General features: G+C 40.4%; 24 protein-coding genes. 18 read left to right on the forward strand and 6 right to left on the reverse strand.

Going from position 1 to position 16,054, the window contains the following annotated elements; genetic code table 11:
- Positions 1–38: 38 nt before the first annotated feature.
- The 6 genes from AC27JL_RS16460 to AC27JL_RS16485 all read right to left on the reverse strand — a co-directional run bounded on the left by AC27JL_RS16460 (position 39) and on the right by AC27JL_RS16485 (position 4,759).
- Complete coding sequence (locus AC27JL_RS16460) at positions 39–752, reverse strand: YIP1 family protein (RefSeq protein ID WP_487196098.1); 714 nt, start codon at positions 750–752, stop codon at positions 39–41.
- A gap of 265 nt (positions 753–1,017) precedes the next feature.
- A complete protein-coding gene (locus AC27JL_RS16465) occupies positions 1,018–1,683 on the reverse strand; it encodes a hypothetical protein (RefSeq protein WP_487196099.1) in 666 nt (221 codons plus the stop codon).
- 169 nt (positions 1,684–1,852) lie between these two features.
- Positions 1,853–2,539 carry a TorF family putative porin gene (locus AC27JL_RS16470; protein WP_006794238.1) on the reverse strand — a complete coding sequence of 229 codons (687 nt, stop codon included), beginning with the start codon at positions 2,537–2,539 and terminating at the stop codon, positions 1,853–1,855.
- A gap of 282 nt (positions 2,540–2,821) precedes the next feature.
- Complete coding sequence (locus AC27JL_RS16475; RefSeq protein ID WP_010557712.1) at positions 2,822–3,985, reverse strand: hypothetical protein; 1,164 nt, start codon at positions 3,983–3,985, stop codon at positions 2,822–2,824.
- Between the two features lie 139 nt (positions 3,986–4,124).
- A complete protein-coding gene (locus AC27JL_RS16480; protein WP_010557711.1) occupies positions 4,125–4,325 on the reverse strand; it encodes a helix-turn-helix transcriptional regulator in 201 nt (66 codons plus the stop codon).
- Positions 4,326–4,333: 8 nt separating this feature from the next.
- A complete protein-coding gene (locus AC27JL_RS16485; protein ID WP_487196100.1) occupies positions 4,334–4,759 on the reverse strand; it encodes a hypothetical protein in 426 nt (141 codons plus the stop codon).
- Positions 4,760–4,990: 231 nt separating this feature from the next.
- Between AC27JL_RS16485 and AC27JL_RS16490 the strand changes: the two genes are divergently transcribed.
- The 18 genes from AC27JL_RS16490 to rplQ all read left to right on the forward strand — a co-directional run bounded on the left by AC27JL_RS16490 (position 4,991) and on the right by rplQ (position 15,710).
- A complete protein-coding gene (locus tag AC27JL_RS16490) occupies positions 4,991–6,961 on the forward strand; it encodes an AsmA family protein (RefSeq protein ID WP_487196101.1) in 1,971 nt (656 codons plus the stop codon).
- 272 nt (positions 6,962–7,233) lie between these two features.
- Positions 7,234–7,602, forward strand: coding sequence for a 50S ribosomal protein L14 (rplN, locus tag AC27JL_RS16495; RefSeq protein WP_002959498.1), 369 nt, complete (start codon positions 7,234–7,236; stop codon positions 7,600–7,602).
- Positions 7,603–7,612: 10 nt separating this feature from the next.
- Complete coding sequence (rplX, locus tag AC27JL_RS16500) at positions 7,613–7,927, forward strand: 50S ribosomal protein L24 (protein ID WP_006794243.1); 315 nt, start codon at positions 7,613–7,615, stop codon at positions 7,925–7,927.
- A 16-nt stretch (positions 7,928–7,943) separates the two neighbouring features.
- Positions 7,944–8,483 (forward strand): 50S ribosomal protein L5, encoded by a 540-nt coding sequence (gene rplE, locus AC27JL_RS16505; RefSeq protein ID WP_006794244.1) that lies wholly within the window; start codon positions 7,944–7,946, stop codon positions 8,481–8,483.
- A 10-nt stretch (positions 8,484–8,493) separates the two neighbouring features.
- Positions 8,494–8,799 carry a 30S ribosomal protein S14 gene (gene rpsN / locus AC27JL_RS16510; RefSeq protein WP_006794245.1) on the forward strand — a complete coding sequence of 102 codons (306 nt, stop codon included), beginning with the start codon at positions 8,494–8,496 and terminating at the stop codon, positions 8,797–8,799.
- 21 nt (positions 8,800–8,820) lie between these two features.
- A complete protein-coding gene (gene rpsH, locus AC27JL_RS16515) occupies positions 8,821–9,213 on the forward strand; it encodes a 30S ribosomal protein S8 (protein WP_006794246.1) in 393 nt (130 codons plus the stop codon).
- Positions 9,214–9,226: 13 nt separating this feature from the next.
- Positions 9,227–9,760: a 50S ribosomal protein L6 gene (gene rplF / locus AC27JL_RS16520; protein ID WP_006794247.1), complete on the forward strand. Its 534-nt coding sequence runs from the start codon at positions 9,227–9,229 to the stop codon at positions 9,758–9,760.
- Between the two features lie 9 nt (positions 9,761–9,769).
- Positions 9,770–10,120, forward strand: coding sequence for a 50S ribosomal protein L18 (gene rplR / locus AC27JL_RS16525; protein ID WP_006794248.1), 351 nt, complete (start codon positions 9,770–9,772; stop codon positions 10,118–10,120).
- A 9-nt stretch (positions 10,121–10,129) separates the two neighbouring features.
- Positions 10,130–10,636: a 30S ribosomal protein S5 gene (gene rpsE / locus AC27JL_RS16530; protein ID WP_006794249.1), complete on the forward strand. Its 507-nt coding sequence runs from the start codon at positions 10,130–10,132 to the stop codon at positions 10,634–10,636.
- A gap of 2 nt (positions 10,637–10,638) precedes the next feature.
- Positions 10,639–10,821 (forward strand): 50S ribosomal protein L30, encoded by a 183-nt coding sequence (gene rpmD / locus AC27JL_RS16535; protein ID WP_002959482.1) that lies wholly within the window; start codon positions 10,639–10,641, stop codon positions 10,819–10,821.
- A 4-nt stretch (positions 10,822–10,825) separates the two neighbouring features.
- Positions 10,826–11,260 (forward strand): 50S ribosomal protein L15, encoded by a 435-nt coding sequence (gene rplO, locus AC27JL_RS16540; protein WP_006794250.1) that lies wholly within the window; start codon positions 10,826–10,828, stop codon positions 11,258–11,260.
- Positions 11,261–11,270: 10 nt separating this feature from the next.
- The gene (gene secY, locus AC27JL_RS16545) at positions 11,271–12,599 is read left to right on the forward strand and encodes a preprotein translocase subunit SecY (RefSeq protein WP_006794251.1); all 1,329 of its coding nucleotides are present in this window, start codon (positions 11,271–11,273) and stop codon (positions 12,597–12,599) included.
- A 22-nt stretch (positions 12,600–12,621) separates the two neighbouring features.
- Positions 12,622–12,735 carry a 50S ribosomal protein L36 gene (gene rpmJ / locus AC27JL_RS16550; RefSeq protein WP_002959476.1) on the forward strand — a complete coding sequence of 38 codons (114 nt, stop codon included), beginning with the start codon at positions 12,622–12,624 and terminating at the stop codon, positions 12,733–12,735.
- Between the two features lie 125 nt (positions 12,736–12,860).
- Positions 12,861–13,217: a 30S ribosomal protein S13 gene (gene rpsM / locus AC27JL_RS16555; RefSeq protein ID WP_006794252.1), complete on the forward strand. Its 357-nt coding sequence runs from the start codon at positions 12,861–12,863 to the stop codon at positions 13,215–13,217.
- A gap of 12 nt (positions 13,218–13,229) precedes the next feature.
- Positions 13,230–13,616 (forward strand): 30S ribosomal protein S11, encoded by a 387-nt coding sequence (gene rpsK, locus AC27JL_RS16560; protein ID WP_002959471.1) that lies wholly within the window; start codon positions 13,230–13,232, stop codon positions 13,614–13,616.
- Between the two features lie 21 nt (positions 13,617–13,637).
- Entirely contained in the window at positions 13,638–14,258 is a 621-nt protein-coding gene (gene rpsD, locus AC27JL_RS16565; protein WP_002959461.1) for a 30S ribosomal protein S4, read from the forward strand.
- A gap of 24 nt (positions 14,259–14,282) precedes the next feature.
- On the forward strand, positions 14,283–15,269 hold the full coding sequence (locus AC27JL_RS16570) for a DNA-directed RNA polymerase subunit alpha (protein WP_008127834.1): 987 nt from the start codon (positions 14,283–14,285) through the stop codon (positions 15,267–15,269).
- A 39-nt stretch (positions 15,270–15,308) separates the two neighbouring features.
- Positions 15,309–15,710 carry a 50S ribosomal protein L17 gene (gene rplQ, locus AC27JL_RS16575; protein WP_006794892.1) on the forward strand — a complete coding sequence of 134 codons (402 nt, stop codon included), beginning with the start codon at positions 15,309–15,311 and terminating at the stop codon, positions 15,708–15,710.
- Positions 15,711–16,054 lie beyond the last annotated feature (344 nt).

The raw sequence follows: 16,054 nt of genomic DNA on the forward strand, positions 1-16,054 counted from the left end.
AATAAGTAGCGCAGAGGTAAAATACCTCTGCTTATTAATTACATTGCAGCAATAATTGCCCAAATACCAAAAATAACAAGTGTTGGAAGCGCCGAGAAAAGTAACGCTTTATTTGTTGAAAAACTTGTCCAACACTTTAAGCCAACCATTCCTAGTCCAATCCCCCAAAGACTAAAGAGGTTTAGGGATTCTAGTAATGTATAAAATGCGCTGCCGGGTTCTAACCCAACAACAAGCTGATTAATTGAAGCAAAATTAAATACTGCTGTTTGAGATAGTTGATCGGTACTTGCACTAAGTACAAGCGCTAGTGCGCCTAAGCTTAAAATAATATTTGGCATCATTGTCCAAATAGTAAAACCATACCAAGCACCATAGCTGTGATCTGATTCTGGGTCTAATTTAGCAATGAGCATATAATACACAGCCATTATCGCGGCTAAGATTGCAGGACCGATTATGGTTGATATCATGCCAATCCACACTTGTATTTCGGCATTTTGTTCAATGCTTTGGCGAATCATTTTTTGCTCGCCAATTGTTGCATCAACACTTGCAGCTGCAACTTGCTCGTTAAGCAAAAACTGCATATCAACGGTGGAATAAAAAATATAAATACTCGCCATTGAAACTAAAGATATTGTTATAAAAGCAAGCCATGACCAACCTTTGGCGTGTTCAACACCATTGAAAGCTTTGCTTGGACTAATGTAAATATCGAGAAGGGCGCTAAATGCGTTAGGTGATTTCATTATTATTCCTTAATAACCTATATGTGATTTGGTAAACACGTGATACCAATGGATAGATTAATAATATAGGAAAAAGTATGTACTAATTTTATTCAATTGTAACCGATTGTTAACAAGGGTGGGTGTTATAAAAGCAATAAATCAAAGATGTATTACTAAGTCCTATAGTTGCTAGATTGTTTTAATATGGTTAAGCCATAGGGAGTGGGGCTTAATAATCACGTTATTATGGCTGTATCTAATGCAAATACAGCCATTTATTTAATTAGCTATCAGATAAACTCAGACCGCTAGGGTTATCTGTTGCGATATACAATGCTTTTAGTTTTTTATTACCACTTTCGGTTTCAGTGAATTGCTGAAAAGAATAGTTTTTAGAAAAGCTTGAAAGGGTGTCAATAGATGCTTGGTTACTACTTTGCGTATAAGTAAGTTCTATCGCGCAAACCTTTCCTGCACACTCTAAGTCTTGCTGTAAAATGGTAACGTCTTTTAATTCATTTATAATAAATTCGTTTAACTTATCTTTACGTATCTGGGCAACTTCAGAGTATTCAATATCAGACATGCGTTGCAGTAATAGTGAAGTGTCATTTTTAAATACGTCATCTAATGCTTTTTTTGACACAAACTCTTTGCCATTTTCGGTAGAGACAAACTCATCAGAAAATACTTCAGCAGTTAAGACTTGTTGCTCTGGTTTATCTAACTGTTCATGTGTTGTTGAATTGCTTTTATCGGTGATGGGCAACACGTTTTTAACTGTAGATAAAGTTTGTATGGGCTTCATATCAATTACTGGGATGCTTTTGTTGGATTCGATAGCTGATTGTTGAACCGATAGATTAGGCTCTGGTGAGTAATGTAATGTGAAGATAATTGCAAAACTAACTGCAATAACAGAAATAGTAATTAACACTTTATGTTTCATTTTTACTGTCCTTAGTAATCAAAAGCCTAAGCTTTGAAAAGTCCAATTCAACTTAACATAGTAAGAACCTACCTTCTAGTTATACAATCATGAATACTTAAACAAATTTGCCTTAGTATAAAAAAAGGGCCAAATGGCCCTTCAGTTGCAGCAAGTAACACATGTTTGTTTATAGGCTGAAGTCTACAGCGTAAGCAACGTAAACTTTTACATCTGACTCGTCCATATCAGTGTCTGATACGCCAAATGTGAATCCATCTTTTGATACAGACACACCGTAATCAATGATGTCTTCGTCACCAATAAAATCGCCAGAATAATGACCTATGTGTAAAGCCATTTCTGTACCATTGCTGCCTACGGCAAAGCCGTAATCAGCTGTCAAATAAAGTGAATCACCAAAGTCTGTACCGTCGCCACTTGCAGCAGATGTAGCAAGCACTGATGCACCAAAGGTAAAGCCTTCGACACTGATGCTACCGTAAATTTCTGAGAAATCAGCGTCTGCACTTGATGCCGCGTCTGGGTAAGCATAATAAATGTAACCTACATCGTAGCTAACACCTTCGCTAATATCGCCACCAAAGCCTGCGTAAAAATCTAGCTCGTAGGTCATTTCGTCAGCCCAAGATGCATTAGATACCCATGTACCAGCATAAAACCCAGATTCGTCAGCGTAATCAATACCACCAGAAATAGCAGCGTCGCCGCCAGTTTGTTCTTGTCCACGCCATAAGTAATTTGAGGTAGCTGCTACATTCGCAGATACTTCAGCATTTACTGCTGTTGATGTAAGTGACGTTGCAGCCATTAATGCCACGGCGCTAAAAGCGATTGTTTTTTTTAGTTTTAACATGTTCCATTTCCCGTTATATGATTTTTTGCATAGGAAGGCTTTTTATTATGAAGTACCGTAGCCTTTTGATTTATGCGTTTTTATTGTTTAACTGAGAATAGAATTGCACTGTGTGTGCCAGCTTGATTTATTTTGTTTAAGATTTAAGTTTTATTATTTATTAACAATGGCTTGCGTTTGGGGTGGGTGGTTTAGATTATGAGGAAGAAATATTCTATCGCACATCGCTGGTGCATAAAATAATCAAGCTGCACCATGAAAGTACAGCTTGTTTAGAATTATTTAGCCAAATATGGTGCGCATTAGACTAATTGTTTCGTTTACACTGCGACCTTTTTGAACTTCGCTGATTATTGAGTCGCGTTTGCTACGAATATGCTCAGGAATATCATCGGCAGCCAAAGCGCGGTCAACTAAAATTTCAGCAGACTCTTTACCTCTGCGTTGTGTTTTACCCGTTTTAGTGGTGCTACGCTTTGGTTTATTAAGTAATTTAATATAGTTAGAGCTATCTGGTGTTTTGTTATCCGCGTAGTAAAAAAAGCACGGAATAAGCGCTTTAATTGACACTAGTTGCTCTTCTAGCTCATTTGAAGCATTTGCCATTTTGTACCATGACATAGCTTGAATGCCTTTTACAATATCTTGCCAGTAACGCTCAAAATCACTATTTTTGAGTTTAGTAACCGCAAGCGCTGAGCATAACGCGTCTAAACGGCTATTTGTAATTGGCGTAAAAATATCAGGGCGACGCATTGCAAGTAGTCTTGTTGCCGGAGCAAGTGTTGGCTTTTCACTGCTATCAGTAAATATTTTGCTATAAGCAGCTACAAACTGTTGGTACTCGTAATGGGTAATATCACCTTCAAGAGGAATATTAGCCAGTGCTTCATCAAACGCACCCGGTAAATCACCAATGAGTTGGTGGAAAACTTTAGCACTCTTAGTTGATGCAAACCACTCAACATCAAAATCGTAAGTGCTTGGATCAAGTGAAGCCATATGCTTGCCAGTAAAAGCAAGAAGGTCTTCAGGGATCATGTCTTTTAATGATTGCTCACGAATACTTTTTACGTAACTTGCTAAACGAAGTTGTTCATCAAGTGCAATAACGTCTTTATGTTGCTCTATAAATACACTTACCACAGGCCAAGGAGCTACACGAAGCGTTTTAACTTGTAAAAAGCTAATAGCTGAAATAAGTTGATCATGCAGCTTTTTCAGAACAGGTAGCTGTTGTGGCTCAAGTAGATCGTAGTTAATACGATCTCTGCTTGCGTTTAATAGCTCGTAACACCAAGGTAAAAAATCATCAGGATGGTTCTCTACTTTCACGGCCATAAGGTTAAGGCTTAATTCTGAAGATTGTTTCAGAATGTTCTGATAGATTTGATTTTCTTGCTCGCCTAGTGTCATTTTTGACGGTGAAATTAGCAGTTTTTTCATGCCTTGTAGATACTCCGGATTTATATATATGTATTAGCATTGTTTATTTTAGCTCAAATACGCTAATAACAACAGCGCTGTCCTGCGCGCTGCATTATTATGGTGTTTAAAATCGGGGTTAATCTAACCAGCTCGGTTATTAATCAGCCTCTTCTAATATGAAAAGGCTTTCAACTGATGCGTGAAAATGAGCTGCGATTTTAAGGGCTATAATGACCGACGGCGTAAATCGATTTGTTTCTACTGTACTTATTGTTTTACGTGAAACGCTAATAGCATCGGCAAGTTCTTGCTGTGAAAGCCCCGCCTCTTTACGAAATTTTGCTATGTTATTTTGCACTTTGACTCCTAATCACGGCTTTGCCAAAGGGTTGATACTCCATATACTAAGAGCATAATACCTAGGTAAAATATTGCCATGTTTGCATGCGAAACCTCACTAGGTATTGAATCGTTATTATACACAACACCAATAAGACAAACCCCAAATGCACAACTTGTATGTTTATAGGCATTAATGTCAATGGTGTTTAGAAACTCATCTTTATAAGCATATTTAAAATACATTTTTAGCGGAAAGCTTGCTTTAATCATAAAAATAGCAGTTACAACCATATAAAATAAAACGCTCATTCCAACAACTATCATCTCTTTTATATTATGATTAGTTAGTGAGTAAACACTGAGAAGTAAACAAACTACGCCAGCGCTTATACAAAACCGTATATTTTGTCTCATAAATTGTTCTTCTGTTTTTATATTTTGCTGTTTCATAGTATTCATCCTGTAATAGTATTTGATTTCTTGTAACCTCTGGGTATCAATGTAACCTTGGGGTATCAATGAGTCAATTATTTTTTGTAACCTAAAGGTATCAAAATGTTTCAGGAACGATTCATATGAAATAAGTAAACTGCTTTTATGAGCTTTTTTTATCTACAGCAATGCTTTTAGGCTTAACACTCGCTATGATAAAAACATAATTTGACCGCTTAAAGGACGAACATGAAAACCTTACTCAAAATTTTTGGTGTAATACTCTTACTCTGTATTGCTTTAATTATGGCAGCGCCTTTTTTAATTCCTACCGATACCATTTTTAATAAAGTATCAGAGGAAGTTCAAAAAACGACGGGAAGAACGCTAACAATTAATGGTGACAAAACGCTTAGTGTGTTTCCTGCACTAAAGTTAGAGTTGAATGATGTCCACTTTGCTAATATGCAAACAGGTTCGCGAGCTGATATGGCAAGTATGCAGCAGCTGGCAGTACATATACCTTGGTTCTCGTTATTTGGCGGTGAGTTTAAGCTTGATAAGTTTGTTATTAACGAACCAGATATTTTATTAGAGACAGATAAAAATGGTAAAGCTAACTGGCAGTTGTTTGATGCTGTAGCAGAGCAACCAACAGAGCAAACTGAGCCTGGTGAGGCAATTAAGCTACCTGCTAGCTTTGATATTGAGCTGGGTGAGGTCGCTATTTATGGCGGTACATTTACATATCTAGATGGTCAAACGGGCGCCAAGCAGCAAATTAGCGATTTAGAGCTGGCTATTTTACTTCCTTCATTACGTAAAACCCTTGAAGTTAAAGGGGGGATTACCTATATGCAGGAGCGATTTGAACTAGATGTAAAACTCGATACTCCTGCCAAAGCGATTGAAGGTCAGGCTTTTAATGTATCGCAAAGTTTAGATTCGCGCTTGGTTGAATTGACATTTAATGGCTCAATCGCAAAACAAGGGCAAGACATAAAAGGTCAATTAGCACTCAATGGCGAGTCGGTAAAAAATATTGCTAAATGGCAGGGGGTTGACCTAAATGCAAAAGATAATGCGTTTAATGCATTTAGTGTAAATGGTAAAATGCATTTACTGGGTGAAAAATTCAATCTTGAAGAGTTAACTGCAACGCTTGATGAACTTCAAATTAAAGGTAAAAGCGAAATTAGTTTAGGTAATCGTTTAGCCATTAATGCAAATGTAGATTTGGGGATGCTCGATCTTAATCCCTATTTGCCAGATGCCGTTGCTAAAAAAGAAAAGCCGACTGAAGACGATAGCAAACCGGCAGAGCCAATTGTTTGGGATGACACTCAAATTGATTTAAGCGCCCTTAAAGCACAAGATGCTAATGTAGTAATTCGTTCTAGTGGATTAATAGCAAATGATATAAAACTGGGGGCGAACCAGTTTACAGTGGCGCTAAATAAAGGTGTAGCTAAATTAAGTTTAGATAGCTTTTCAGCTTATGAAGGCGCTGGTAAAGGTGTAATTACTATTGATGCTCAAAATGCGCCTTATAAAATAGCTACAAACTTTAATTTAACAGATATAAATGCCCAGCCGTTATTAACTGATGCAACCGGTTTTGACAAGGTACTCGGTAGAGGTTCTTTAAATTGGAATTTATCTACAGCTGGGCAAAGTCAAAAATCGTTTATCGATGGGCTAAATGGTAAGTTGGCATTTGAGTTTGCAGATGGTGCTGTAAAAGGGGCGAACATTGCTGAAATGGTTCGTAAAGGTAAAGAGATTATATCTGGTAATTTTGGCGCCGCTTCTGAAGGGTTAGATACTGGCTTTGAAGAGGCAGAACAAACAGATTTTTCTGCGCTTACAGGTAGCTTTAATTTTATTAAAGGTGTTGGACGCAATACTGACCTTTCACTAATTAGCCCTCTGATTCGTATTTCCGGTGAAGGAGATGTGGATTTACCTCTTACTAAAGTTGATTATCGTTTGGTAACAGGGATTGTAGATTCAATAGAAGGTCAAGGCACTACCGATGACAGTACAGGCTTTAAAATACCGTTACGCATAAAAGGACCATTTCACGATGTGGGAATTAAACTTGATGTAAGTAATGCCTTAAAAGATGAAGCAAAAAAGAAACTAGATGACGCAAAAGAAAAAGCGAAAGAGAAAGCCAAAGATAAAGTAAAAGACAAATTAAAGGGATTATTTGGCTAAGTAACCACTAGTAAAATAAACAAGGCACTTTTTAAGTGCCTTGTTTATTTTATAACCATTGAAAAAATAGTCACATAGCTTTACCAACGTTAATAAAATCCCCTCAGTCCTTAAATTAATTAAAAAATAACCTATCGCTACATGCTCAATGCTGGTACAATTGCCCGCCCTTAAGAGACAACTCGTTTGTTTTTGAGTGGGATTTAATCGAAATGTCTTGATTTTAAACAATTTTAAGACACGTTGTAATTACTACACCGGAGGTCATTAACATGATCCAAATGCAAACTCAGCTGGAAGTTGCTGATAACAGCGGCGCTCGCAAAGTGCAGTGTATAAAAGTCCTTGGTGGTTCACACCGTCGCTACGCAGCGATTGGCGACATCATTAAAGTTTCTGTAAAAGAAGCTATTCCTCGCGGTAAAGTGAAGAAAGGTGATGTTAAAAACGCGGTAGTTGTGCGTACCAGAAAAGGTGTTCGCCGTCCAGATGGTTCTCTGATCCGTTTCGACAGCAACGCGGCTGTTATCTTAAATGATAACTTGCAGCCAATTGGTACACGTATTTTCGGCCCTGTGACTCGCGAACTTCGTAATGACAAGTTCATGAAAATCGTTTCACTAGCCCCAGAAGTACTGTAAGGAGCCAATCATGGCAGCAAAAATCCGTCGTGGTGACGAAGTAATCGTACTAGCAGGTAAAGACAAAGGTAAGCGCGGTAAAGTGCTTTCAGTTGTTACTGAATCTGGTCGAATCTTTGTCGAAGGCATAAACTTGATCAAGAAACACCAAAAGCCGGTTCCACAATTGAACCAAGCTGGCGGCATTGTTGAGAAAGAAGCGTCTATGGACGCATCAAACGTTGCGATCTTCAACTCGGAAACGAGTAAAGCAGATCGTGTAGGTTTCAAGATTGAAGATGGTAAGAAATTACGTATCTTTAAATCTACTGGTAAAACTATCTAATAGTTGGAGTAGAATGATGGCGAAACTGCATGAAGTATATAAAGACAAAGTAGTTGCTGAGCTTCAAGAGAAGTTTGGTTTCAGCTCTGTCATGCAAGTCCCTCAGATCGAAAAGATCACATTAAATATGGGCGTGGGCGAAGCCCTAGCTGACAAGAAAATTTTAGATCACGCTGTAGCTGATTTAACTGCAATCTCTGGTCAGAAACCTTTAATCACTAAAGCACGCAAATCTGTTGCTGGCTTTAAAGTGCGTGAAGGCTACCCAATTGGTTGTAAAGTAACCCTACGCGGCGAGCGTATGTGGGACTTTTTTGAGCGTTTGGTATCAATCGCTATCCCACGTATTCGTGACTTCCGTGGCGTAAGTGCTAAGTCTTTTGATGGACGTGGTAACTACAGCATGGGCGTACGTGAACAAATCATCTTCCCAGAAATCGATTACGATAAAGTAGACCGTGTACGCGGTATGGATATCACTATCACTACTTCTGCGAAATCTGATGAGGAAGGCCGTGCGTTGTTAGAAGCGTTTAACTTCCCATTTAAGAAATAAGGGTAGGGTTATGGCAAAGAATTCTATGAAAGCGCGCGAAGCAAAGCGCACAAAACTAGTTGCTCAGTATGCTGAAAAGCGTGCTGCACTAAAAGCTATCATCAGTGATGTTAATACATCTGAAGATGATCGTTGGGACGCGGTACTTAAGCTACAAGCTTTACCTCGTGATTCTAGCCCTGCACGTCAACGTAATCGTTGTAACATTACGGGCCGCCCACATGGTTTCCTTCGCAAATTCGGCATGAGCCGTATTAAAGTTCGCGAAGCAGCTATGCGCGGTGAAATTCCTGGCCTTAAAAAGGCTAGCTGGTAATAGAATCATGGGAGTAAGACTATGAGCTTGCAAGATCCTATCGCGGATTTGTTCACACGTATCCGTAACGGTCAATCAGCGAAGAAAGTATCTGTAACGATGCCAACTTCAAAGCTGAAAGTAGCATTAGCTAAAGTACTAAAAGACGAAGGTTACATCGTAGACTACGCAGTTAACGGTGAAGTTAAACCTGAGCTTTCTATCGAGTTGAAGTACTTCGAAGGCAAAGCTGTAATTGAAAATATCCAGCGTGTAAGTCGCCCTGGTTTACGTATCTACAAGAAACGTGACGAATTACCGAAGGTAATGGGTGGTCTTGGTATCGCTATCGTATCAACTTCTAAAGGCCTAATGACAGACCGCGCAGCACGTAGTGCTGGTGTTGGTGGTGAAATCATTGGCTTTGTAGCTTAATCGGAGGGGAACTATGTCTCGCATAGCAAAGGCACCAATTAATGTTCCTGCCGGTGTAGAAGTTACATTGAAAGGCCAGGAAATCACAGTTAAAGGCAAAAACGGTGAACTTACTCGTACTATCAACGACGCAGTTGAAGTACAAGTTAACGACAACGTTATTACAACTTTACCTCGTGAAGGCGTAGCAAATGCATGGGCACAAGCAGGTACTGCTCGCGCTCTAATCAACAACATGGTTGTTGGTACGCATGAAGGTTACGAGAAGAAACTTCAGTTAGTAGGCGTTGGTTACCGTGCTGCAGCTAAGGGTAAAGTTTTAGACTTAACACTTGGTTTCTCACACCCAGTTAATTTCGCAGTTCCTGAAGGAATTACGATTGAAACTCCAAGCCAAACAGAAGTTCTAGTTAAGGGCGTAGATAAGCAGTTAGTTGGTCAAACAGCTGCTAACATTCGTGCATACCGTAAACCTGAGCCTTATAAAGGTAAAGGTGTTCGCTATTCAGATGAGAATGTACGCCGTAAAGAGGCTAAGAAGAAGTAAGGTAAGACGATGGATAAAAAAACAGCTCGTCTACGTCGTGCTAAACGCACTCGTAGAAATTATATTGAACAAGGCACAACGCGTCTTGTTATCCACCGCACGCCACGTCACATTTACGCTCAAGTAATTAATGCTGAGGGTAATGTACTGGCTGCTGCTTCTACTGTTGAGAAGGCTATTAGCGAAACAGTTAAAGGCACCGGTAACGTTGAAGCTGCGCAAGCAGTTGGCAAAGCGGTTGCTGAACGTGCGGCTGACAAAGGCATCGAAAAGATTGCTTTTGATCGCAGTGGCTTTAAATATCACGGCCGTGTGAAGGCGCTAGCTGATGCTGCGCGTGAAGCCGGTTTGCAATTCTAGGAGTAGACAATGGCTAACGTAGAAGCAAAGCAACAACAGCCTGATCTAGCTGAAAAGCTAATCGCGGTAAACCGTGTGTCTAAAGTAGTTAAAGGTGGTCGTATCTTTAGCTTTACTGCACTAACTGTAGTTGGTGACGGCGCAGGTAAAGTAGGTTTTGGTTATGGTAAAGCACGTGAAGTTCCAGCTGCTATTCAAAAAGCAATGGAAAAAGCACGTCGCAACATGATCAATGTAGACCTAAATGGCAATACATTACAGCATCCTGTTAAGGGACGTCATGCTGGCTCACTAGTGTTCATGAAACCAGCCTCTGAAGGTACTGGTATCATCGCAGGTGGTGCTATGCGTGCAGTACTAGAAGTGACTGGTGTTCAGAACGTACTATCTAAATGTTACGGTTCTACTAACCCAATCAACGTAGTACGTGCAACGATTTCGGCTCTTGAGAATATGAATTCTCCACAGTCTATCGCTGCAAAACGTGGCCTTCGCGTAGAAGAAATACTGGGGTAACCATGGCTAATCAAACTGTAAAAGTAACACAAGTAAAAAGCTCTATCGGTCGTTTACCGAAGCATAAAGCTACATTACGCGGTCTTGGTTTACGTCGTATCAATCACACTGTTGAGTTAGAAGACACAGCATGTGTACGTGGTATGATAAACAAGGTTTCTTACATGGTTAAGGTAGAGGGTTAATTTCATGCATTTGAATACACTTTCACCTGCTGCAGGTTCAAAAACTGCCCCTAAACGTGTTGGTCGTGGTATCGGTTCTGGTCTTGGTAAGACTGGTGGCCGTGGTCACAAAGGTCAAAAGTCACGTTCTGGCGGTAAAGTACGCGTTGGTTTTGAAGGCGGTCAAATGCCTATGCAACGTCGTCTACCTAAATTTGGTTTCACTTCACGCAAATCGTTAGTATCTGCAGAAGTTAACCTTTTTGAAATCGCTAAAGTTGAAGGCGATGTGGTAGACCTAAGCGCGTTACAAGCAGCTGGTCTAGTTAAAAAGAACGTTCTTTTCGTTAAAGTTGTTAAATCTGGTGAAGTTTCACGCGCTGTTACACTTAAAGGTCTTAAAGCCTCTAAGGGTGCACGCGAAGCTATTGAAGCTGCCGGAGGCAAGGTAGAAGACTAAGGAAGTACAAATGGCTAAACCAGGTCAAGATACACAAAGTGCACAAGGTGGGCTTTCGGAATTGAAGCGTCGATTACTCTTCGTATTGGGCGCTATCATAATTTACCGTCTAGGTTCATTTGTGCCGATCCCTGGGATTGACGCCGCTGTACTTGCCGATTTCTTCGAGCAACAAAAGGGCACCATTGTTGAAATGTTCAACATGTTCAGTGGTGGTGCACTTGAGCGAGCTTCAGTGTTAGCGCTGGGTATTATGCCGTATATCTCGGCTTCGATTATTACGCAACTATTAACGCATATGTATCCTCCGTTTATAGAGCTTAAGAAAGAAGGTGAGCAAGGGCGTAAAAAAATTAGCCAGTACACACGCTACGGCACGCTTGTGCTAGCTACTATTCAATCTATCGGTATTGCTACTAGCTTACCGGGCATGATGAACGGATTAGTTGTTAATCCGGGTATGGGTTTCTATTTCACCGCTGTGGTGAGCTTAGTAACTGGTACTATGTTCCTTATGTGGTTGGGTGAACAAATAACAGAACGCGGTATCGGTAACGGTATTTCAGTTCTAATATTTGTTGGTATTGTAGCTAACTTGCCGTCTGCTATTGGTTCGACAGTCGAAATGGCGCGCCAAGGTGATTTGAATGTTTTTGTACTACTTATGGTTGCGGTTATAGTATTCGCTGTTACTTATCTTGTAGTGTTTTTCGAACGTGGACAACGTCGTATTGTTGTTAACTACGCTAAACGCCAACAAGGTCGTCAAGTATTTGCTGCTCAAAGCACGCATTTACCACTAAAAGTAAACATGGCGGGTGTTATTCCACCAATCTTTGCTAGTAGTATAATTCTGTTCCCTGGTACAATTGCTAGCTGGTTCGGCCAAGGTGAAGGTCCTGTCGCTGATGCATTACAAGCTGTTGCTACAACGTTGACTCCGGGTCAACCTTTGTACTCACTTGTATTAGCTGCGGCAATTATCTTCTTCTGCTTTTTCTATACAGCGTTGGTGTTTAACCCTCGTGAAACTGCAGATAACCTTAAGAAATCTGGCGCATTTATCCCAGGTATTCGTCCAGGTGAGCAGACATCTAAATACATTGATAAAGTGATGACACGCCTGACATTGGCAGGTGCTTTGTATATAACCTTTATCTGTCTGGTGCCCGAATTCATGACTATGGCATGGCAAACGCCATTCTATTTCGGCGGTACATCAATTTTGATTATCGTTGTTGTAATCATGGACTTTATGGCACAAGTACAGACTCACCTGATGTCTCATCAGTATGATTCTGTGCTGAAAAAAGCGAACCTTAAAGGCTACGGTCGATAAGGTCAGTTTACGGAGTTGAGCAATGAAAGTACGTGCTTCCGTTAAGAAAATATGCCGTAACTGTAAAGTTATTAAACGTGCTGGTGTAGTACGCGTAATTTGCAGTGAGCCTAAGCATAAGCAAAGGCAAGGCTAAGTAAACAGTCGTGCAGGCTGAGATTTCTCGGCCTGTGTTTTTAGTAGTGATTTGGTCTTCGTTTGAGTATCCTTACGGGCTTTTCAAACTTTTGATTACCAAATTCGAATATAGGAGATGTGTTAGTGGCCCGTATTGCTGGCATTAACGTCCCTGATCATAAACATGCAGTTATTGGTTTAACAGCTATTTATGGCATAGGTAAGACTCGCTCTAAGGCTATCTTAGCAGCGACTGGTATCGCCGAGACCACAAAAATCGGTGAACTTTCTGACGAAACACTTGACGTACTGCGTGATGCAGTTGGCAAGTACACTGTTGAAGGTGACCTTCGTCGTGAAGTTACATTAAATATCAAGCGCCTTATGGACCTTGGTTGTTACCGTGGCCTACGTCACCGTCGCTCTTTACCACTACGTGGTCAAAGAACTAAGACTAACGCGCGTACCCGTAAGGGTCCTCGTAAGCCTATTAAGCGATAAGGGGATAGTATTATGGCTAAGACACCAATTCGTCGTAAAAAGGTTAAAAAACAAGTTGCTGATGGTATGGCTCATGTTCATGCTTCTTTCAACAACACTATTGTAACGATTACCGACCGTCAAGGTAATGCGCTATCATGGGCTACTGCCGGTGGTTCAGGTTTCCGTGGTTCACGTAAATCTACACCATTTGCTGCTCAGGTTGCTGCAGAGCGTGCAGGTACTGCTGCTCAAGAATACGGTTTAAAAAATCTAGAAGTTTTCATCAAAGGTCCAGGTCCAGGTCGTGAATCTGCTGTACGTGCTTTGAATGCTGCTGGTTACCGTATTACAAACATTACTGACGTGACGCCAATACCACATAATGGTTGTCGTCCACCGAAGAAACGTCGCGTTTAACAATAGGTTAGGAGAAATAACATGGCAAGATATTTGGGCCCTAAGCTCAAGCTGAGTCGTCGTGAAGGTACTGACCTGTTCCTTAAGAGCGGCGTAAGAGCTATCGACTCTAAGTGTAAACTTGAGACTGCACCTGGTCAGCACGGCGCTCGTAAAGGTCGTCTATCTGATTACGGTTTACAATTACGTGAAAAGCAAAAAGTACGTCGTATCTACGGTGTATTAGAAAAGCAATTCCGTAACTACTATAAAGAAGCTGCTCGCCTTAAAGGTAATACAGGTGAAAACTTGTTACAGCTTTTAGAGCAACGTTTAGACAATGTTGTATATCGCATGGGTTTTGCTAGCACACGCGCTGAAGCACGTCAGTTAGTAAGCCATAAAGCGATTCTAGTTAATGGTCGTGTTGTGAACATTCCTTCATACGTAATTACTCCAGAAGATACTGTAGTAATCCGTGAGAAGTCTAAGACACAAGCACGTATCATCGCTGCTCTAGAGTTGGCTGAGCAACGTGAAAAGCCGACTTGGGTTGAAGTTGACGGTAAGAAATTGGAAGGCAGCTTTAAGCGTCTACCTGAGCGTTCAGACCTGTCTGCGGACATTAATGAACAACTAATCGTCGAACTTTACTCTAAGTAAAGTTAAGAGTTAAGAGAGGATAAAATGCAGGGTTCTGTTACAGAATTTCTAAAACCAAGGTTAGTCGACATCGACGCTATCAACCCAACGCGTTCTAAAATAGTTTTAGAACCATTAGAGCGTGGCTTTGGTCACACTCTGGGTAATGCTTTACGCCGTATATTACTTTCATCTATGCCTGGATGTGCAGTAACTGAAGTAGAAATCGACGGTGTATTACATGAGTACAGCGCGAAAGAAGGCGTTCAAGAAGACATCATTGAAATACTATTAAACCTTAAAGGTTTAGCAGTAACGTTAGAAGGCAAAGATGAAGTTTTTCTGACCCTGACTAAATCTGGTGTAGGCCCTGTTACTGCGGCTGATATTCAGCACGATGGCGATGTAACAATTGCTAATCCAGATCACGTTATCTGTAATTTAACTACAGGTAACAGCGAGATCAGCATGCGTATTCGTGTTGAGCGCGGTCGTGGTTATGTGCCGGCATCTAGTCGTTTATCCTCTGATGACGATGAGCGTCCAATTGGTAGATTGTTGCTTGATGCATCATTCAGCCCAGTTGAACGTATTGCGTACTCGGTTGAATCAGCTCGAGTTGAGCAACGTACAGATTTAGACAAATTAATCATTGATATGGAAACAAACGGTACATTAGATCCTGAAGAAGCGATCCGCCGTGCGTCTACTATCTTAGCTGAGCAATTAGATGCATTCGTAGATTTACGCGATGTAACTGAGCCAGAAGAGAAAGAAGAGAAACCAGAATTCGATCCTATTCTGCTTCGTCCAGTCGATGATCTTGAACTAACAGTACGCTCAGCAAATTGTTTGAAAGCCGAGCAAATTCAATATATCGGTGATTTAGTTCAGCGCACTGAAGTTGAGCTTCTTAAAACGCCTAATTTAGGTAAGAAGTCTCTAACTGAAATTAAAGACGTGCTAGCTTCACGTGGTCTTTCTCTAGGTATGCGCCTAGAAAACTGGCCACCTGCAAGTTTAGCTGAATAATCTAAATCACTATATTAGTTTAGTTAGAAGGATAGGGTCATGCGCCATCGTAAGAGTGGTCGTCAATTAAACCGTAACAGTAGCCATCGTAAAGCGATGTTCAGCAATATGGCAGGTTCTTTGGTGAAACATGAAATCATCAAAACTACTTTGCCAAAAGCGAAAGAGTTACGTCGTGTAATTGAACCTTTAATCACACTGGCTAAGACTGACAGTGTAGCAAACCGCCGTTTAGCGTTTGCTCGCACACGCGACAATGAAGTTGTTGGTAAATTATTCAGTGAAATCGGTCCACGTAACGCGGATCGTCCAGGTGGTTACACTCGTATTCTTAAGTGTGGCTTCCGTACTGGTGATAATGCACCAATGGCTTATATTGAACTAGTTGGTCGCCCAGCGACTAGCGAAGAAGTTCAAGAAGACGCACAGTCTGCAGAGTAAGTCTTAAAGAAACCTAAAAGCCGAGCTTATGCTCGGCTTTTTAATGCCTGGAAATTATAAATAAAATTTCTGCATTACTATATTTACCTATTACCTATTAGCTATTAGCTATTTACCACTAATCTCTAGTCATCTACAACACGGCTCTATTTCATTAATGATTTAGCTAAGTGAGTAGCATTACTATAAAAACGGTAAAGTTACACCTAAGAAAAATCATAAGCTAATATGGTTGTTACCATAATTACCTTTCAAATAAGCACTAGAAAGATATTTATCATCATACACTTAGTAAAATGGCGCTATTACATAAATAAAGCTTACTATTAGTTGTGTTTTTGAGC

The sequence above is a fragment of the Pseudoalteromonas sp. 4NS20-0020 genome (assembly GCF_057554385.1).